The following is an 18945-nucleotide window of genomic DNA, read 5'->3' on the forward strand; positions in this document are numbered from 1 at the left end:
CGGGGGGCCGGTGGGCCGTGTCCCAGTGGGCTGCCCGGCCAGTGGGCCGGTGGGTGGGGCTACGAGCCCACGAGCGCCTTCCAGGTGGCCGGGCCGACGATGCCGTCGACCACCAGGCCGTGCGCGGACTGGAAGGAGCGGACCGCCGCGGCCGTGGCCGGACCGAACTGCCCGTCCACGGCCAACGCGGCACCGTGGGCGTTGAGTTCGTGCTGCACCGCCGAGACCGCGGAGCCGGTGGCGCCCTGGCTGACCGTGACGATCAACGATCCCCAGGTGGCCGGGCCGACGATGCCGTCGACCACCAGGCCGTGCGCGGACTGGAAGGAGCGGACCGCCGCGGCCGTGGCCGGACCGAACTCCCCGTCCACGGCGAGTGCGGAGCCGTGCGCGTCGAGCAGGTACTGGATCGCCCGGGTGGACTCCCCGGCCGCCCCCTGCTGCACCAGCGGCCAGCCGGCCGACGGCGGCGGGGGCGGAGGCGGGGGCGGCGCCCCGCCGGTGCCCTTGGCGAAGGCGGTGAGGGCGGCGGCGCTGCCGTTGAAGCTGTCCTGGTCACCGGGGAAGGTGCCGCCGTCGGCGTACTGCCAGATGGTCTGCGCGGACCAGCCGGCCGGCAGCGTCCCCGGGCCGCTGGCGTAACGGGCCTCCCACAGCGGGTTGGTGGCGCCGAAGCTGCTGTTGTTGCCGGTGCAGGTGGTCCACCAGTCGGTGGTGGTGTAGATCGCCGGGTAGCGGCCGGTCCTCGCGTGGACCTCGTCGCTGAAACTCCTGATCCAGGACACCATGGCGCTCTGGCTCAGGCCGTAGCAGGTGGCGCCGTAGGGGTTGTACTCGATGTCCAGCGCCGGGGGCAGGGTCCTGCCGTCCGCGGACCAGCCGCCGCCGTGGCTGACGAAGTAGTCCGCCTGGGCCGCGCCGGTGGAGTTGTTCGGGATCGCGAAGTGGTAGGCGCCGTGCACCAGTCCGGCGTTGTAGGCGCCGGTGTACTGCGAGCTGAAGTACGAACTCGTGTACGTGGTTCCCTCGGTGGCCTTCACGTACGCGAAGGTGGCACCGGCGCTGCGGACCGCGGCCCAGTTCACGGACGGCTGGTAGCCGCTGACGTCGAGGCCGGGCAGGCCCGCGACGGCGGGGGTCACGGCGGGCGCCGCCACGGCGTCGGTGCGCGCGGCCGCGCCGGCCTCGCGTTGGAGTCCGGCGCCCGCGAAGTCCGCCTCGGGATGGGTCAGTACGGTCGGCGCGGGGGCCGAAGCGGAAGGCGCGGACGCGACGGAGGGGCCGGCCGCGGTAAAGAGGAGGGCGCCGGCGAACAGGGAGGTGGTGACACCGAGCACGAGGCGTGAGGGGCTCGGTCTGCGCCGGGGAGCGCTGCTGGTCAGGGGCATGGGGGTCCCTTGGGGTGGGGGTGAACTGGCCATGTCACCAAGGATGTTACGCGCGTAGCGCACCGTGCGGGAAGCGTCACTTGAACGATGCCGGGGCGCCCGGAAGAGGAGGTTCCGGAGGGGCCGCGCGGGCGGGGGACGCGGGTGGGGCCACGGGGGCGCGGTGACGCGGACGGAATGGGGCGGACGGAATCGTGCGGACGGAATCGTGCAGGCAGGGCGCCCGCGGCCGTACGGCTGAGAGGGGGCCGCGGCCGCACGCCGGGTGAGAGTCGTGCGGCCGCACGGGGGAAGGGGGCCGTGCGGCCGCGCGCCGCCCGGTCAGGACGCCCGCAGCACCTGCGCCACGATCGGGCCCGCCGAGGTGTTGCCGAACCCCGCGTCATGGACGACCGCGGCCACCGCCACGTCTCCGGCGAACGCCGTGAACCAGCCGTTGGTGGCGGCCTGGCCGTCCACCTCCGCGGAGCCGGTCTTCGCCCCGGAGTCGGCGCCGAAGCCGCTCATCACACCGGTGGCCGTACCGGCGGTGATGGCGCCGCGCATCAGCTCGCGCAGGTCGCCCGAGACGCGCGAGCCGACGCCGGCCGCGGAGATCCGGCCGTCGATCATGCTCGCCGCCACGATCCGCGGCTCGTGGAAGCTGCCGGTGGCGGCGGTGGCGGCGACCGACGCCATGATCAACGGGTTCGCGACCACCCGGCCCTGCCCGATCATCTCGGAGGTCAGTTCGTCGGCCCCGCTGCCGTCGGGGAAGCCCGGCTGGTCGTCGGGGGTGGCGGTGCCGATGTTCCACGGCTGGGTGAGGCCGAACTGGGCCGCGGTGTCGCGCAGTCCGCTCGCGCCGAGCTTGGGTGCCTGCGTGATGAAGCCGGTGTTGCAGGAGTTGGCGAAGTCCCAGAGCAGGTCGGCGTCCGCGTTGTGCAGGCTCGGCGAGTCGTTGTGGTAGATCCGGCCGTTCTGCACGTTGTCCGTGCTGTTGCACGGAGCCGGCGAGCCGGGGCCCATCCCGCGTTCGATCAGGGCGGCGGAGGTCACGATCTTCATGGTGGAGCCGGGGGCGTCCGCGCCCTGGAGGGCGATGTCGGTCCCGCTCGGGTCGCTGTTGGCGACGGCCAGGATGGTGCCGTCGTGGATGTCGAGCGCGGTGACCCCGGCGCCGTTTTTGCCCTGCACCGCCTTCTCCGCGGCGGCCTGCACGCCGGCGTCCAGCGTCGTGGTGAGCTTCCTGGCCTTTCCCTTGCGGAGGACCTTCAGCACCTTGCCCGGAGACCCGTCGCCGTGCTGCACGTACGTCTCGACGTCCGGGGTGCCGCCCTTGACCTTGTCGCCGTCGCGGGACCTGATGTCGTCGATGATCCTGGTCAGCGAGGGGTAGCGGGTGCCGGTGAGCACCTTGCCGTTCCGGTCGGTGACGTCGGTCTCCGGGTCCGCGCCGGTTCCCGTGACGACCGAGTCGCCTTCCGCCAGGGCCGGGTTGACGACGGACGGGTGCCAGGTGACGACCGCGGCGCCGGTGCTGTCGTGGTCCACGGTGAGCGACGAGGCGTACGTCCAGGTGGAGGTGACGCCGTCGGCGGACAGGTGGGCGGTGACCGTGAAGTCGGCTCCGCCCGGGCCGGCGGGGGTGGTGGGCGCGCTGGGCGCCGTACCCGTGGCGGCTGTCGTGGAAGGCGTGGCAGGCGTGGCGGGCGTCGACGCCCCCTTGGGGGTCGGGACGATGCCGGTGATCGCCAGCGAGGTGACGTGGCCCTGGGTGCGGAAGTTGGTGAGGGCCGCCGTGGCGGTCTGCGGCGAGTCCGTGAGGGCCGCCGCCTTCGCGATCTCGCCCCCGGCCCACGCCGTCAGGAACGCGTCCGCGGTACGGGCGACCTGCTTGGCCGTCAGCGGGCCCGGCGCCGCATCCGCCCCACCCGAACCGGATGCGGTGTGCCCGCCCCCCGAACCGTCCAGTCCCGTGTACACGTTGTACGCGCCGTAACCGGCGACGCCGAACATTCCCGCGCAGACGACGCCTATGACGCCGATCTTCACGCCTCTCGCAACGGGCATGGCCCCGTTCCCCCCTGTGTCTGCGCATGTGTCTGCGAACACCCCCGCGCGGCCACTGCGACGCGCGCCCTCAGCGTAGGGCCCGACCCGGGACGCCCCGCCCCGGGGTGCCCCCTCGGATGCCCACTGACCAGGAAGATCCGCTCGCGGCGGCGGATTCGGTGTGCGAGGGCGCGGATCGCGCCGCCCCGGCGCCTGGGCACCCGGGCACCCGGGCACCCGGGCACCCGAAACCCTCCCGCCCCGTGTACCGGGAGCCGTGCGGCCGTCGGACAGGTGACGGTCAGGGGCGGTCGCCGGCGTCCCGCCACACCCCGTCGCGCATGATGAGCCTGCCACGCAGCTCCGGCTCGCCCCGCCAGGCCCGCACGGTCTCCGGCAGGACGCGCACGTACACGAAGGAGCCCTCCTCCGCCCGGGGGTCCCACCCGAACTTGGCGGCGAACGCGTCCGCCGCCTCGTCGGGAACCTCCCGGTCGGGGTGGCACTCCGCGTCGCCCTGGAGCATCACCACGTCGAAGGTGTCCGCCAGCGCCAGGCGCACCCGCGGGTCGGCGCGCAGATTCCGCACGGTCGCGGAGGCGGCGCCGGTGCACACCCACACCGCGTGCCCGTCCCACAGGAACCACAGCGGTACCTGGTGCGGCCCGTGCTCGGGGTGCGCCGTCGCCACCCACATGTCCCGCTCGGCGCGGAGCCGTTGCAGCGTGTCGCGCCTGCGCACCGCCGCCGAACGGCGCGCGTCCCCCGTGCTCCCCATGATCCCGACCCTAGCGAGCCCCCCACCCGGGCACATGGGCCGAGCGACCTACGCCCCCGGACCGACGGGCGCCTCGGCGGCCGCGCCCGCCCCCGGCACGGGGTCCCACCGGACCGGCACCCGGGTGCCAACGATCCGGCCGACGCCGACGTCACAGCGGGGTGGTGGACGTCCAGCGTTTGCGTTCCAGCGCGACGAGGGGGCAGTTGAGGAGGCCACCAAGGCCCGGCAGCTCATCTCCCGCGAGTTCCTCACCCGTACCTACGAGGAGGAGGGCACCCCGACGGGCACCGAACCGTCCACCACCCGCCCGCGACAGGTCGTCGTGAGAGGGACGGCGAGAGCCCGCAGGCGAGCTGCCACGGTGTCCGGGCCCATGGTGGCCAAGGCCCACAGAGCACTGAGGCGGCGGCCGGAAGACCAGATGCCGGTGGTGGGCGGCCGGAACGAGGCCACGGCGATGTTCTGAACCGTGAACGGGGCGGGGTCGAGATAGGCCATCCCACCGGTCCCGCACAAGTACGCGCGGGCGCCGGTCGCCGCGGACAAGTCCGCGAGCCTGACGCAGCGGCCCGGCCGGGCCGGCAGGCGGCTGCTGGTGAGGACCTGGCCCTTCCAGCCCAGCAGGTCCAGCAGGACACGGGTGGATGTCTCGGCAACCGTCGCTGTCTTGCCGGTGTCGAATGCGTCCAGCACCGGATGCAGGGCATCGGCGAGGGCGGGCCAGTGAGGGCTGGCCCCGTAGCGCTGCCGCAACATCCCCGCGGTCCGTCGACGGGCCAGGTCCGGGTCGTCGATCACGGCGTCGCGGATGAGGGTGTGCCGTCCGCTCGGCAGGCGGGTCGCGATGGTAAGCCACCGCAGAGCGGCCGGGTCGTCGAGGTTCGCGAGGCGGGCACGGTGCTGGTAGTCGCGGCGGGTGAACTGGACGTCGTCCAGGGCGATCCAGTAGTCCGCCGCGAACAACTTGGCCAGCGTGGTCAGCCGGGGCAGGAGATTCGGCTGGTGGATGGCGCACAACCCGCCCGGCTCGGGCAGGTCAGGAGTTGATGAGGCGACTGGTGAAGCCGTCGCGGATGAGGCAGTCGTACGCTGCATGCACGTCCTCCGGGACCTCCTGCTCGATGGCGAATCCGAGCTTGGGATACTCGATGATCCGCTGGAGGTCGCCGACGAGCATGTCCAGGACGAGTTTCTCGTCGCCGATGGACTTCAGATAGTCGTCGAGCTCCAGCGGCTCCGACGCGCAGAGGATCTCGACGTCGGGCCACAGCTTGCGGGCGGTCGCGAACGACCGCCTTTCCATGTAGGGCTTGGAGACCAGCAGAACCGACGCCGGGCTGATGCCTGCGGCGACGAGGACCGCACGCGAGAGGGTGATGTTCTGCCCGGTATTGCCCGCGTTCGGTTCCAGCAGGATCGCCTCGGCGGGGACGCCGAGGTCGATGGCGTGCTCACGGAAGTGGACGGCCTCTCCGCGCGGGAAGACCTTGGCTGTGGTGGGACTGTTGCCGCCGGTGAACACCAGGGTCGGGAAGAGCCCGGAGCGGTACAGCTCGGCGGAGTGGGCCGCGACGCCGAGATCGTGGCTGCCCAGCCCGATCGCCACGTCGACGGGCCGCAGCTCGTGATGCATCCGGTGGTGGTTCCAGATCAGCTCGGCCTGGCACCACTGGTCCTCGGTGATGCCCTGCTGGTCGTTGCTCACGCATTTCTCCCTGATCGCCGTTGCCGGGGGCCTGCCGCCCCCGCGCCCGTGGCCCTGACCCCCTCGATACTGCGCAGTTGGTGCACAAGTCCGTACTGCGCGGCGACCTTGGCAGCCTGGTCGAGGACGAGGAGTCCATCCTCCCGGGTCGCCGCATCGGAGAGCAGGATGTGGCCATGAGCGGTGTCCAGGCGCACGCGTTGCATAGGTGAGTCGGTCGTCCCGCTGTTGCGGGCGATGTCGATGAAGTGCAGGGCCTGGCTGAGGTCGCCGGCGCCGCGGCGGGCGAGGGCGAGTTTCTGGTGGGCCACCGACCAGTCATCCGGTTCGGTGAGGCCCTCGAAGTCTCGGGTCGCCGCCTGCATGACGCGGGTCGCATGATCGTGTTGGCCGTCCTTGCTCAGCGCGGTCCCCACCCACAGCCTCGCGCGGGCACGGTCGCGGCGGGAAAGCCGGTCATCGACGGCGAGAGTCTCGTAGTTGCGGGCGGCGATCTCCAGTTTCCCGGACATCTCGGTGACGACCGCGAGGGACAGGTCGAGCTGAGCGACGCGGCGGGGGATGTCGAGCTGGATGAAGGCAGCTCGGGCACCGGCATAGGAGTGCTGGGCGGACAGCGGACCCAGGACCATGCCCTGGTCGCGCTTGAGGTCGCCGAGCAGGGCGGTGGAACGGGCGAAGAGATACAGGCCCTTCTCGTCCAGCTCGGGGGCCTCGAATCGGCTCAGCCACCGGGTGAGGAGGTTGTCGGCGAAGGCGAAGTTCTGCCGGGAAAGGGCGACCACGACGCGGTCGAGGTCGTCGGCCCAGGACTCATACTCCCAGGCCCGGGGGCAGTACGCGCTGACGCGGCCTCGGCTGGTGGTCTGCACCTGGCTGGCCATCTCGGACAGGAGTGTTTCGAACCGCAGGTGGACAGCGGCGTCCGCGCGGCCGAGGGCGGTGTCGAGGATGGCCTGGGTGTCGGGTCTGGGCTCGGTGCCGGCGAGTTTGCCCTCCCACTTGGACACGGTCGCGACTGCCAGGCCGAGTTGCTGGGCGAAGGCCCGCACGCTCAGTCGCAGGGCGAGCCGCAGGGCCCTGGCCTCCAGGCCGGTCCACTGATGCACGGTCGCCACACGTCGCTCCCTTCCACCGGTCATCGAAGCAGATCCGTGCAGCTGGCGGGACGGAAGTGGAACAAAAGTGGAACAGCTGGTTATTGGCCGCGAGTCGGCCGGACGCCATGATCAGAGCGTCACCACTTGTCGAGTCGCTCGGGCGGTGCTGAACATGGAATCCCTCACGCAGCACAGCGCGGTCAGCGGCCCGGTCGTTTACGGCTTCGTGCGGCCGGTACGGGTCTCCCCAGTGCGGCAGGACGCGCTGGTCGCCTCGCTCGCGGAGTACTGCCGTACCCACGAAATGCATGTGTCCGGCGCCTTCACCGACCGCGACGCGTCCGCCGGGCCCGTCTCAGCGGCGTTCACCAGGCTACTGGCCGTGCTCGTGCTGCCGGACATCTACGGCGTCACCGCCCCGGCCATCTCGCACCTGGGACCCAAGGCCACAGCCGCTGAGCGCGGGCGGCGCATCGAGGCGGTCGCCCGGGCATGGTCAAGGCCGACGCCTACCTGGACGCAGCCCTTGCCGCCGACCGGCTGCCGTTCGGACCCGCCCTACCCGCTGAACCCGCATCTCCTCGCACAGCCCCCGGACGGAACGGATGAGAGGGACTGCCATGGAAAATTTCGAACGCGCCCGGCTGGACGCTTACTTCGCCCGGATCGCCGCCCAGTTCACCCCGGGTGAGCAGGCGTCGTCGTTCCTCATCACGCACCTGCTGGCCGAACGTCCTGCGTTCGTCCGCGCGGTCGCCACGATGACCCGGCTCACCGCAGTGCTGCCCAAGCCGAAGTCTGTCCACCCGGACGCGAAGCGCGAGGTCGAGCAGACGCACATGGTCGACGCCCTCACCCGCGAAATGTTCGACCGGGCCGACGGCGCTCTGGACTACCTCGAATCCCGTGCCGCCGGCCAGACGGTCGCCCTGCTGGACGTCGGCGGCTACTTCGCCCCCAGCCTCGCCGACGTCCACAACCGCTTCACCGGCCACCTCGCCGGGGTGATCGAGGACACCGAGAACGGGCACCGCCGCTACCAGGACCTCGACAAACTGCCCTGCCCCGTCATCTCCGTCGCCCGATCCCCCCTGAAGGACCCCGAGGACTTCCTCGTCGGCCAGTCCGTCGTCTTCTCCACCGAGGCCGTCATGCGCGATCGCGGCGACATCCTCCACGGCCGTCCGGCCCTGGTGATCGGCTTCGGCAAACTCGGCTCGTCGATCGCCCGCCTCCTGCACGCCAAGGGCGTCCAGGTCACCGTCTTCGACATCGACCCGGTCCGCCGCACCCAGGCCCTCTCCCAGGGCTTCACCGTCGCCCGCGACCGTGAAGCCGCGCTGCCAGGGGCCGGCTTGGTGCTCTGCGCGACCGGTGCTGCCTCCCTGGGCGGCGAGGACTTCTCCCACCTGCGTAACGGCGCCTACGTCGCCACCGTCACCAGCAGCGAGGACGAACTCGACCTCGCCGGGCTCCCCCACGTCTACACCCGCAGCCAGGTCGGCGACCACGTCACCCGCTACCAGACCACCGGCCACTACTTCTATCTGGTGAACGGCGGCAACGCCGTCAACTTCATCCACGGCGCCAGCGTTGGACCTTTCATCTTCCTGGTCCAGGCCGAGATCCTCGCCGCGATCAGAATGCTCACTCGCGGCGACCTCGCCCCCGGTCTCCATGAGGTCCCCGCACACGACCGCGAAGCCATCGCGGCGACCTGGCTTTCCTACTTCAACAGGTGATCACCATGACCATCACGGCCAACCACATCCGCACCACCATCGCCGCCTACCTCGACGAACACCCCGAGGACAAGCGCGAACTCAGTGTCGTCCTCGGTCGCCTCGACGGCGACGACGACCTCACCAACCGCAAGACGCTGCCCAGCCACGTCACCGCAGGAGCCATCCTCGTCGGCCCTGACGGCCGTGTCCTGCACATCCTCCACAACGTGACCCAGAAGTGGCTGCTGCCCGGCGGTCACCTGGAGCCCTCGGACGAGACGCTCCTCCAGGCCGCCGCCCGCGAACTCGCTGAGGAGACCGGCATCCCGCCCCACGTCGTCGTCCCGCACGGCGAGACGCCGCTCCACATCGACATCCACCCCATCGAGGCCAACCCCGCCAAGGGCGAGCCCGCCCACCGGCACGTCGACTTCCGCTTCCTCTTCCGCACCACTGCCGACATCGGCGAACTCCAGGCCGAAGAAGTCTCCGGCGCTGCCTGGCGAACGGTCAACACCCTGCACGACGAGAGGTTGGGGCAGCGCGTCGCCCAGGCACTGGGTTGACCCCGAGACCGGGCCCCCTGCGCCCGCGATCCCCGACGCTCGGGGGCGGCCTCCAAGCCCGTCCAGTGACAGGCCATTAAGAGTGATCTGGCCATCGCCGCACGGAACCGGGCTCTGGCCCTGATGGGAGGTGTGTTCCCCCGAGCCCACCCGCCAAGCCATCGCTTCGCTTCGCACACCCCCTGACTACCGGCGACGCGGCATATCCGGGGTGTTCGAACACCCCGACGCGCGGAAGAATACTGGCCAAGCACGCATCAACAGGCCGATGAAGGAAACCGCACGCGAGTGGGAGGAGGAGACCGGCCCGACCGTGGAGCCCGAGGCGCTGGAGTCGCCCAGACCATCCATGGCGCATGGGGTGTCGATGACTTCGTGGTCACGACCGGCAGCGCGTTGCAACCGTACCTCACCGGTGATCCCGGACGGCTGGCGGCAGTGGGCGGGAAGAAGGGGGTTGGGGTGGGGGCGGACGGAGCGCGTGGCTGGGGCTGCTTGCTGGGGTGGCGGGTGCTCGCGGTCGGACCGTCGGAGTGCCGTGTCCGGACTGCGGCGCCGCGCGGGTCGGGGTGCGGTACATCGTGGATCCAGACAGCCGTGTCGGTTACGGACTGCTGTGGTGCGGGGCGTGCCTGTGCGGCATCACGGTCTCGCGGGTCCGCGCGCCGGACGGGGCGCCGACGCGGGCCCTCAGTGACCCGGAGGCGAGCGCCGGGGTGCCGGACTTCGTCCGGGTCGACTGACCCGGTGGCAGGAGGCGGGTGGGCCCGGGCAGAGGGGGTTCGGGATGACCGTCACCGCGTGGGACCAGATCGTGTGGCTCGGTGAGCCGGGCGGGCCGAGTTGGCGGCTGCCGGCCTGACCCACCCGCGGGACTTCCCGACCGGCACCGCCACCGCTTCGGGAATCGGGCCGCCCCGCTTCCGCCGCGCACCCGGGGGCGTCAGGCGGGGTCGGCGAGGAGGGTGGTGAGGGCGCGGGCGAAGAGCGGGCGGGCGGTCAGCGCGGTGGGACGGGAGAAGAGCGCGTCCGGCAGGCCCCGGACACGGAGGTCCTCGCGCCAGCGGACCCGGGAGCCGGCGGTGTCGGGGAGGGGGCGCACCTCGATCTCGGCCCAGCCGAGGACCACCCGGCCGGTCTTGACCAGCCGGCACCGCGCGTACCCGTCGGGGCCCGGCGGCTGCCACTCCTCGACCCGCATGGGATCGGCGAAGCCCACGCCGCCGATGCCCGTGCGCGCCACGAACGCCGTGCCGACCCCCGAGGGCGGCGGGGTCAGCACCTCGATCCGGGTCAGGGGCACCGTGGCGGTGTGCCGTTCCCACGTGGTCAGGCGCCGCCATGCCTCGGCCGGCGGTAGGGCGGTGGTGCGTTCGACGAGGAAGAGGGCCACCCGGCGAGCGTAGGCCTTGCCGGTGCCGGCAGCCCGTCGTACACGCCCCGTACCCCCCTCACGCCGGGAGCGCGTCACCCATGCCGCGGCGGCGTCACCAAGCCGACGGGCGGTAGTCCTTCAGGAAGCAGCCGTACAGGTCCTCGCCCTGCTCCCCCCGCACCACCGGGTCGTACACGCGCGCGGCGCCGTCGACCAGGTCCAGCGGGGCGTGGAAGCCCTCGGCGGCGAGCCGCACCTTGTCGGGGTGCGGCCGCTCGTCGGTGATCCAGCCGGTGTCGACCGCCGTCATGAGGATGCCGTCGGTCTCCAGCATCTCCTGCGCGCTGGTGCGGGTGAGCATGTTGAGCGCGGCCTTGGCCATGTTGGTGTGCGGGTGGCCGGGCCCCTTGTAGCCGCGGCTGAACTGCCCCTCCATGGCGGACACGTTGACGACGTACTTGCGCCGGGCCGCGGCCGCGGCCATCGACGGCCGCAGCCGGCTGATCAGGACGAACGGCGCGGTGACGTTGCACAGTTGGACTTCGAGCAGCTCCACCGGATCGACCTCCCCGACGGTCTGCACCCACGTGTTGCTCGCGTCGAGGTCGGGTACGAGGCCGCCGGCGTCGATCGCGGTGCCCGCCTCGATCCGGGCGAGCGAGGCCGACCCGCTGACCAGGGCGAGGCCGGTGACGTCGTCCGGGGTGAGGAGTTCACCGCGCGGTGAGGGCAGCGCGGCCGCGGTCTGGGCGCCCGACCCGAACGCGCCGATCACCTCGGCGGCGGGCAGCTCACCCGCGGGCAGCGGCGCGCCCTCGGCGGCGACCAGTTCGCTGTAGGCGCGCGGCGAGCGGCGCACCGTCTGGGCCGCGTTGTTGATGAGGATGTCCAGCGGTCCGGCGGCCGCCACGGAGTCGGCGAGCGCGACCACCTGCGCCGGGTCGCGCAGGTCGATGCCCACGATCTTCAGCCGGTGCAGCCAGTCCGCGCTGTCCGGCATCGCCTTGAAGCGGCGAATCGCGTCGTTGGGGAAACGCGTGGTGATCGTGGTGTGGGCGCCGTCGCGCAGCAGCCGCAGCGCGATGTACATGCCGATCTTGGCGCGGCCGCCGGTGAGCAGCGCGCGCCGCCCGGTCAGGTCGGTGCGGGCGTCGCGCCGGGCCCGGTTCTCGGCCGCGCACGGCGGGCACAACTGGTGGTAGAACGCGTCGACCTCGACGTAGCGGGTCTTGCAGACGTAGCAGGAGCGCGGCCGCTCCAGGATGCCGGCGAGTTCGGTGGTCACGGAGGTGCTGAGCTGGACGCCGAGCGTCTCGTCGTCGATCCGGTCGGCCGCGCCGGTGGCGGTGGCCTCGGTGACGGACTTGTCGTTGGCGGTCTTGGCGGCCCGGCGCTCCTGGCGGCGGCGCTGCTTGACCGTGCGGTAGATCCCGGCGGTGGCGCGGCGTACGGCGACGGCGTCGGGGTGGTCGATCGGAAGGTCGTCCAGCTCGGCGAGCACGGCGAGGCACAGGGCGAGGCGGTCGGGGTCGATGCCGGGGGCCTCCGGCGGTTCCCCGGAACCGGGAACGGCTCCCACCGGTCCACCGGGACCCGGAACGGCCTCCGCCGGTCCACCGGGACCCGGAACGGCCTCCACCACGACCCCCACCGGTTCCCCGGAAGCCGGTCCACCGGACGGCGGTCCCCCGGTCTCGGCCCCCGCGGCCCGTGGCCCTGCGGTCTCCGGTCCCCCGACCTGGCGGGGCACCGCACCCGCCACCCGGCCCGCGGCGGCCGCGCCGTCCCGGGCGGGCCGCGCGGCACGCGCATCCCGGGCGTCCGGGGCGCCCTGGGCGGGCGCGCCCGCGCCGCCGGGGGCCGGGTCGGGCCCGGGCCCGTACAGGTCCTGCGTGGTCGCCGTCATGAAACCGCTGCTCTCCGTGTGATCCCCGTGGGTACCGGGCCCTCGTCCCCGCCCGGTCATGGGGCGAACTTTACGTTTGCCGCGCGGACAGCTCCAAACCCGTTCCCGCAGCGCGCACCCGCCGCGCTGCTCCGCACCACCCCGCCCGCACCGCGCCGCACCGCACCGCCCACCCCACACCGCGCCACACCGCCGCCCCGCCTGGCCCCGGACGCCGCCGGTACCCTCGGGACGTTTCCGCGATCACGCCCCGCGCCCCGTCGCCGCCGCCCGCCACCCCGTGGAGGTCCGTTGAGCCCCGCCGACCCGTTGGACCTCCCGCACGACGCGCCGTTCGGGGTGCACAACCTGCCCTACGGCGTCTTCAGCACGGCCGGCGACCCGCGGCGACGGCTCGGCGTGCGCTACGGCGACCACGTGCTCGACGCCGGCGCCGCCGCCCGCGCCACCGGCGCGCCCGCCGACCTCGCGGAACTGCTGGCCGCACCCTCGCTCGGCCCGCTGCTGGCGGCGGGCCGCCCCGCCTGGACCCGGGTCCGCGCGGCGCTCACCTCCTGGCTGACCGACGAGCGGCACCGCGCCGCCGTCGCGCCCTGCCTGCTGCCGCTCGCGGACACCGCGCCGCACCTGCCGTTCGAGGTCGCGGACTACGTCGACTTCTACGCCTCCGAGCACCACGCCTCGAACGTCGGGCGGATCTTCCGCCCGGGCGCCGAGGCGCTCCCGCCGAACTGGAAGCACCTGCCGATCGGCTACCACGGCCGGGCGGGCACCGTGGTGGTGTCGGGGACCGACGTCGTACGGCCCTGCGGGCAGCGCCGGGAGCCCGGCGAGCAGGCGCCGTCGTACGGCCCCTCCCGGCGGCTCGACATCGAGGCCGAGGTCGGCTTCGTGGTCGGCACGCCCTCCGCGCAGGGCGACCGGGTCGCGCTCGCCGGCGCCGACGACCACGTCTTCGGGCTGTGCCTGCTCAACGACTGGTCGGCGCGGGACATCCAGGCGTGGGAGTACGTCCCGCTCGGGCCGATGCTCGGGAAGTCCTTCGCCACGTCCGTCTCGGCGTGGGTGACGCCGCTGGACGCGCTGCGGCACGCCCGCACCGCACCGCCGCCGCGCGACCCGGCCCCGCTCCCCTACCTCGACGACCGCGCCGAGCCGGTCCCGTACGGCCTCGACCTCGCGCTCGAGGTGCGGCTCAACGGGCACGTCGTCGCCCGGCCGCCGTTCGCCACCATGTACTGGACGTACGCGCAGATGCTCGCCCACCTCACGGTCAACGGGGCCTCGCTGCGCACCGGCGACCTCTTCGGGTCGGGCACCGTCAGCGGGCCCGGGCGCGACACCCGGGGGGCGTTGATCGAGCTGACCTGGAACGGCGAGGAGCCGCTGCGGCTGCCCGACGGCAGCGGGCGGGGGTTCCTGGAGGACGGCGACGAGGTGGCCGTCACGGCGACCGCGCCGGGCCCGGACGGCATCCGGCTGGCGCTCTCCGAGGTGCGTGCCCGCATCCTGCCGGCCCGCCCCTGACCTCGGCGGCCGCGCCGGCGGGACGGGCCGCCGGAACACCGCCGCAACACCGCCGCCACGAAGCCGTATCGGGGCTCGATCCGCGCGCAAGAAGCGGTTGGGACCATGATGCGATGGGGCAGACAGAGATCGTGAACAGCGCGTGGTTACGCCGGTGCCGCACGCCGGCGCCCGAACGGTCAGGCCCCGCACGCCTGCCGCACTCCGGTGCCCCGACGGGTGTCGGTGCCCCCACGGGTGTCGGTGTCACCGCGGCGGCCTGCGGCGCGGGGCGCGGCGGGCGGGCGCGCGGCAGACGGTGGTGTCGGTGAGGCGCGGCCGGGGCCCGCGGCGGCGGAACGCGGGCGCGTTCCGGTGGGCCGGGGGGCGGCGGAAGCGGTGGGCCGCGGGGCCGGGGCGGAGCGAACGGTCGTGGCGGGATGCGCTGTGGCGTTTCGTGGCGGAGGCCCACGACGCCCTGGCCTGCCTGGCCTGGTGCAGCGGCGTCACGCTCCTGCTGACCTCCCACGGGTCGGACCCGGAGGACGGCGACGAGGTGCCGGCCCGCGCCGGCGGCCCCGGCCACCGCGGGGGGCCGCCGCCCGGCCACCCCGAGCGGCTCGTCCGCGACCAGCCGCTGTCCGCCGCGGAGGCGGCCCTGTGGAAGCAGATCCTCCCCGAGGACCCGGCCGCGTGAGACCCGGCCGGGTCGGACGGGAGAGGGTGGGCCGGGTCGGACGTGACGGGGCCGGCCGGGGCACGGTCGGCCGGGAGAGGGTGGCACGGGCCGGGGCGGAGCGATCCGCTCGGGTCAGCCCGTGACCTGCTTGCCCTTGGCGTCCACGACGTACCACAGCGCCCCGAACTGTTCGAGGCCCTGCCCGTTGGTCTGCCCCGCCTCGGTGTCGCCGAGGTAGCGGTACAGGGGGTGGCCGTTGTACGTGACCTGGGTGACGCCGCCGGCGCGCTCGGTGGTGCCGAGCAGGCCCTTGTCCGCGCCCTTGCCCGGCTTGGCCGCGCCCTTGGTGGTGACCAGGGCGGGCCAGGCGGCGATGCAGGCGCCGGTGCAGGTGGCGGTGTTCTTCTTGTCGGCCTGGAACAGGTAGAGGGTGCGGCCCTTGCCGTCGACCAGGATGGTGCCGAGCTTCCCGGCGCTCTTGGTGGCGACGGTGGCCTGGCCCTTGGCGATCAGCTTGCTGGCGGAGGCGGAGGGCCCGGCCGGCCTCGCCGCGGGGGCGGCGCTGCCGCCGGAGGAGCCGTCGGAGGAACAACCGGTGAGCACGGCGGCGGTCAGGACTGCGACGGCGCAGGTGGCCGCCCTGGCGGTGCGCTTCATCAGGGGCTCCGGGAGGTGAGCTGGGGAGGGGAATCACAGCGTCGCGCCCGCGCCGCCGCCGTCCCGTGCCCGGCACACCCGCGGGCCGCCCGGTCCACCCTGACGGCGCACGCCCGCGCCGCCGCCCGCCCCCGTGGTGGCGCAACCCCCTCTCCCGGCGGGGACGGGGGCCCTCCCGGGCAGGGGACCACCGGACCCCGGAATCGCGCGGCACCGGAAAGCGTTGACGTCCGTGCAGGATCGCCATGACCACGAGTGGGAGGACCGAGATGGCCGCGCAGACGCAGAGGGCCGTACTGGCCGGCGGGTGCTTCTGGGGGATGCAGGACCTGATCCGCCGGCAGCCGGGCGTGATCGCGACCCGGGTCGGCTACACCGGTGGCGACGTGCCGAACGCCACCTACCGCAACCACGGCACGCACGCGGAGGCCGTCGAGATCCTCTTCGACCCCGAGCGGACCGACTACCGCGCGCTGCTGGAGTTCTTCTTCCAGGTCCACGACCCCAGCACGAAGAACCGCCAGGGGAACGACATCGGCCTCAGCTACCGCTCGGCGATCTACTACGTGGACGACGCGCAGAAGGCGGTCGCCGAGGACACCATCGCCGACGTGGACGCCTCGGGCCTGTGGCCCGGGAAGGTGGTCACCGAGGTCGAGCCGGTGGGCCCGTTCTGGGAGGCCGAGCCGGAGCACCAGGACTACCTGGAGCGGTACCCCGACGGGTACACCTGCCACTTCCCGCGGCCGGACTGGAAGCTGCCGGCGCGCGCCGCTCGCGGCTGAGCGCACCGCCGGCGGGGAGCCGCCGCGGCGCCGCGGGCGGCTCAGGACGCGTACGCCTCCAGTTCCACGACCCGGGAGTAGGTCACGCCCTCGTTGTTCGCGAGGGTCACCACCCGCAGGGCCGTCGCCGTCTGTGCGGCGAAGGCGGAGCTGACCTCGCCCGCGGTGTTGTCGCGCACCTGGGCCACGGTCTGCCAGGCGCCGCCGACCTGGAGTTCCACGTCCCAGGCGGACAGTCCGTACCTGGCGGCGGGGTACTTGGCCGAGTCCAGCGTGTAGAGGTCCACCCTGCCGACCGCGACGGGCGCGTCGAAGGTCACCTGGAGCCAGTCCGGGAAGCTGCCCTTGGTGGCGTCGTTCCACCCGGTGGTGACACCCCAGTCCGCGGAGTCGCGGTCGCCGTCGACCGCCCCGCAGGCCGGGTAGTGCGGCAGGTTCTCCGACGACGCGGAGACGGGCATGTAGCGGACCAGGTTGCCGGTGTCGTTCACCGGCGCGGGCTCGACCTGGACCGGCAGGGACATCCGCTGGTCCCCGGCGCGCACGGTGATCGTGTAGGCGCCGGGCGGCGTCGTCCGCGGCGCGGACACGTCGATCTCGACCTTGAGGGTGTAGCCGGCGGGCAGGTAGCTGGAGACCAGCGACCGGGAGACCGTCAGCGGCGCGGGCGCGTCGATGAACGCGTCGGCGTACACGGCCGACGATCCCGCGTTGCCGAAGCGGAGCTGGAAGCCCTGGACCGCGCAGGGCACCGGGTCCACATCCACGTGGTCCACGTCGGACCCGAGCGTGAGCTGCTGGGCGGCGGCGGCAGGTACGGCGGCGGGTGTCGCGGCCGGTGCGGGGGCCGCCGCGCCGAACACCGCGAGCACCAGGGCGGAGGCGGCGACGGCGACCGCGCGCGCCACCATGTGGGACGTCTTCGGCATGGTCTCCCCTACGCCGGGTTGAGGCCGGGGTTCCCGGCCTCCACGGTGAACTTCCTGATGGTGCTGATCGGCGCGCCGGTCCGGTCGATGTACGGCACCGCGCGGTACGCCGCGTGCAGTTCGTGCGGGGTCAGCTCGACGACGATGTAGCCGCGCCGCTCGTTGACGAGTTTCAGGTGCGGGTTGTGGTCGAGGAAGTTCTGGCCGTTGACCGAGACGTCCACGCCGTTGCCGCCGCTGCTGATCGAGGTGCCGACGAGTTCGACGCCGATGGTCGGCGAGTCGGGGTCGTCGAAGTCGCGCTTCATGTCCATCGCGTACGCGGCGTGCACGTCACCGGTGACCACCACGGGGTTGCGGGCGGTCAGCCCCGCCAGGCCGTCGAGGAGGGCCGCCTGCTCGGCCGCGTAGCCGTCCCAGGCGTCCATGTTGTAGGTGGGGGTGCCGCTCGCGTCCAGGTCCATCCTGCTCATCACGACCTGGTTGGCGAGCAGGTTCCAGGTGGCGCGGGAGGCGCGCATGCCGTCGAGCAGCCAGCTCCGCTGCTGGGCGCCGGCGAAGGTGCGGGCCGGGTCGTCGCGGCCCGGGTTGTCCGGCTTCCACAGGTCGCCGTCGGCCTGGTCGGAGCGGTACTGCCGGGTGTCGAGGACGTTGACCTCGGCGAGGCGGCCGAAGGTGAAGCGGCGGTAGAGCAGGTAGTCCGGGCCCTGCGGCGCGGGCGTGCGCAGCGGCATGTGCTCCCAGTAGGCGCGGTAGGCGCTGGCCCGGCGGACCGTGAAGTCCTCGACCGGGTCGAGGGCCTTGGAGTACACGCCGGCGTAGTTGTCCTGCACCTCGTGGTCGTCCCAGGTGCCGATCCACGGCGTGTTCTGGTGGGCGGCGCGCAGGTCGGGGTCGGACTTGTACAGCGCGTACTGGAGCCGGTAGCGGTCGAGGGTGTCGGCCTCGGTGCGGAACTGGTCGGGCACCGGGTCGGCGGTGTTGCGCAGGCCGCCGGCGGCGGAGATCCCGTACTCGTAGATGTAGTCGCCGACGAACAGCACCGCGTCCACCTCCTCGGCGGCGAGGTGGGCGTGCGCGGTGTAGTAGCCGTCCGGCCAGGACTGGCAGGAGGCCACGGCGAAGGTGAGCCGGTCCGGGCGGTCCCCGGGCGCGGGCGCGGTCCTGGTCCGGCCGACCGGGCTGAGGTGGCCGTCGATCCTGAACCGGTACCAGTAGTGGCGGGCGGGCCGCAGCCCCCGCACGTCGACGTGCACGCTGTAGCTGTACTCGGGTTGCGCGGTCGCGGTGCCCGAGCGCACCACCTGCCGGAACCGCTCGTCGGCGGCGACCTGCCACTCCACCCGCACCGCCTGGTAGGGCATGCCGCCCAGCGGTTCGTACGGCTGCGGGGCGAGCCGGGTCCAGATCACCACCGCGTCCGGCAGCGGGTCGCCGGAGGCGACGCCGAGGGTGAACGGGTCGCCGGGCAGCGGGGTGGCGGCGCCCGCCGATGCCGCGTGCGCCACGTTGACGCCGAAGGCGAGCGCGGTCGCCGCGCCCGTCACCGTGAGGAACCGCCGTCTGGTGTGCCGTGCCGCCTGCCGTGGGAACTCGTCGGATGTCACGCGTGGGGCTCCTTCCAACGTCCGGCGGCCGGCCCGGAGCCGGGTCGGCCGCCTGTCCATTAGCAAGGTGCCATATGGCGGCCGTACGACCAGTCGCCGAGCGGAAGATGTCTGGAATACGTCCGAACGCACCCGTTTCCGGCGCCGTTCGCGCAGCGCCGCCCGTGGAGGTTCACCCGGTCGCCCGCGCGGCGGTCCGCGAC

The 18945-nt window shown here is 73.2% G+C and carries 18 protein-coding genes; 7 read left to right on the forward strand and 11 right to left on the reverse strand.

The features are described from left to right. Nucleotides 1-59: 59 nt before the first annotated feature. From RVR_RS38850 to RVR_RS05440, 6 genes are all read right to left on the reverse strand, one after another. Entirely contained in the window at nucleotides 60-1388 is a 1329-nt protein-coding gene (locus RVR_RS38850) for a GH25 family lysozyme (RefSeq protein WP_202232750.1), read from the reverse strand. Nucleotides 1389-1709: 321 nt separating this feature from the next. Continuing rightward, the gene (locus RVR_RS05420) at nucleotides 1710-3440 is read right to left on the reverse strand and encodes a penicillin-binding transpeptidase domain-containing protein (protein WP_202232751.1); all 1731 of its coding nucleotides are present in this window, start codon (nucleotides 3438-3440) and stop codon (nucleotides 1710-1712) included. Nucleotides 3441-3723: 283 nt separating this feature from the next. Next, nucleotides 3724-4200 (reverse strand): pyridoxamine 5'-phosphate oxidase family protein, encoded by a 477-nt coding sequence (locus RVR_RS05425; protein WP_202232752.1) that lies wholly within the window; start codon nucleotides 4198-4200, stop codon nucleotides 3724-3726. Nucleotides 4201-4461: 261 nt separating this feature from the next. Continuing rightward, nucleotides 4462-5220, reverse strand: a complete 759-nt coding sequence (locus tag RVR_RS05430; protein ID WP_237404582.1) for a WbqC family protein — start codon at nucleotides 5218-5220, stop codon at nucleotides 4462-4464. A 19-nt stretch (nucleotides 5221-5239) separates the two neighbouring features. Next, the gene (locus tag RVR_RS05435; protein ID WP_202232754.1) at nucleotides 5240-5908 is read right to left on the reverse strand and encodes a YdcF family protein; all 669 of its coding nucleotides are present in this window, start codon (nucleotides 5906-5908) and stop codon (nucleotides 5240-5242) included. Then, nucleotides 5905-7026: a hypothetical protein gene (locus RVR_RS05440; RefSeq protein WP_202232755.1), complete on the reverse strand. Its 1122-nt coding sequence runs from the start codon at nucleotides 7024-7026 to the stop codon at nucleotides 5905-5907. The genes RVR_RS05435 and RVR_RS05440 overlap by 4 nt, the downstream gene beginning before the upstream one ends. Before the next feature lie 67 nt (nucleotides 7027-7093). On the opposite strand from RVR_RS05440, the gene RVR_RS05445 reads away from it, so the two are divergent. From RVR_RS05445 to RVR_RS05460, 4 genes are all read left to right on the forward strand, one after another. After that, nucleotides 7094-7699, forward strand: coding sequence for a hypothetical protein (locus tag RVR_RS05445; protein WP_202232756.1), 606 nt, complete (start codon nucleotides 7094-7096; stop codon nucleotides 7697-7699). Beyond that, the gene (locus tag RVR_RS05450; protein WP_202232757.1) at nucleotides 7629-8750 is read left to right on the forward strand and encodes an adenosylhomocysteinase; all 1122 of its coding nucleotides are present in this window, start codon (nucleotides 7629-7631) and stop codon (nucleotides 8748-8750) included. The genes RVR_RS05445 and RVR_RS05450 overlap by 71 nt, the downstream gene beginning before the upstream one ends. Before the next feature lie 5 nt (nucleotides 8751-8755). Then, nucleotides 8756-9298: an NUDIX hydrolase gene (locus RVR_RS05455; RefSeq protein ID WP_202232758.1), complete on the forward strand. Its 543-nt coding sequence runs from the start codon at nucleotides 8756-8758 to the stop codon at nucleotides 9296-9298. Between the two features lie 581 nt (nucleotides 9299-9879). Beyond that, nucleotides 9880-10041: a hypothetical protein gene (locus RVR_RS05460; RefSeq protein ID WP_202232759.1), complete on the forward strand. Its 162-nt coding sequence runs from the start codon at nucleotides 9880-9882 to the stop codon at nucleotides 10039-10041. 200 nt (nucleotides 10042-10241) lie between these two features. Here the strand turns inward: RVR_RS05460 and RVR_RS05465 are convergent, their stop codons facing one another. Then, nucleotides 10242-10691 (reverse strand): SRPBCC family protein, encoded by a 450-nt coding sequence (locus RVR_RS05465; RefSeq protein WP_202232760.1) that lies wholly within the window; start codon nucleotides 10689-10691, stop codon nucleotides 10242-10244. 94 nt (nucleotides 10692-10785) lie between these two features. Next, complete coding sequence (locus RVR_RS05470) at nucleotides 10786-12252, reverse strand: SDR family oxidoreductase (protein ID WP_202232761.1); 1467 nt, start codon at nucleotides 12250-12252, stop codon at nucleotides 10786-10788. Between the two features lie 618 nt (nucleotides 12253-12870). Between RVR_RS05470 and fahA the strand changes: the two genes are divergently transcribed. Together fahA and RVR_RS05480 are read left to right on the forward strand one after the other, a co-directional pair. Beyond that, nucleotides 12871-14106 (forward strand): fumarylacetoacetase, encoded by a 1236-nt coding sequence (gene fahA / locus RVR_RS05475; RefSeq protein WP_202232762.1) that lies wholly within the window; start codon nucleotides 12871-12873, stop codon nucleotides 14104-14106. 436 nt (nucleotides 14107-14542) lie between these two features. Beyond that, nucleotides 14543-14782, forward strand: a complete 240-nt coding sequence (locus tag RVR_RS05480; protein ID WP_202232763.1) for a DUF6059 family protein — start codon at nucleotides 14543-14545, stop codon at nucleotides 14780-14782. A gap of 114 nt (nucleotides 14783-14896) precedes the next feature. Here RVR_RS05480 and RVR_RS05485 read toward each other — a convergent pair whose 3' ends face one another. After that, nucleotides 14897-15421, reverse strand: coding sequence for a COG4315 family predicted lipoprotein (locus RVR_RS05485; RefSeq protein WP_202232764.1), 525 nt, complete (start codon nucleotides 15419-15421; stop codon nucleotides 14897-14899). 269 nt (nucleotides 15422-15690) lie between these two features. On the opposite strand from RVR_RS05485, the gene msrA reads away from it, so the two are divergent. Further along, nucleotides 15691-16206 (forward strand): peptide-methionine (S)-S-oxide reductase MsrA, encoded by a 516-nt coding sequence (gene msrA / locus RVR_RS05490; protein ID WP_202238406.1) that lies wholly within the window; start codon nucleotides 15691-15693, stop codon nucleotides 16204-16206. 41 nt (nucleotides 16207-16247) lie between these two features. On the opposite strand, the gene RVR_RS05495 is transcribed toward msrA, so the two are convergent. Together RVR_RS05495 and RVR_RS05500 are read right to left on the reverse strand one after the other, a co-directional pair. Continuing rightward, entirely contained in the window at nucleotides 16248-17135 is an 888-nt protein-coding gene (locus tag RVR_RS05495; RefSeq protein ID WP_202232765.1) for a discoidin domain-containing protein, read from the reverse strand. Nucleotides 17136-17143: 8 nt separating this feature from the next. Then, entirely contained in the window at nucleotides 17144-18802 is a 1659-nt protein-coding gene (locus RVR_RS05500) for an alkaline phosphatase D family protein (protein ID WP_202232766.1), read from the reverse strand. Nucleotides 18803-18945: the final 143 nt, after the last annotated feature.

The sequence above is a fragment of the Streptomyces sp. SN-593 genome (assembly GCF_016756395.1).
Taxonomy (GTDB): domain Bacteria; phylum Actinomycetota; class Actinomycetes; order Streptomycetales; family Streptomycetaceae; genus Actinacidiphila; species Actinacidiphila reveromycinica.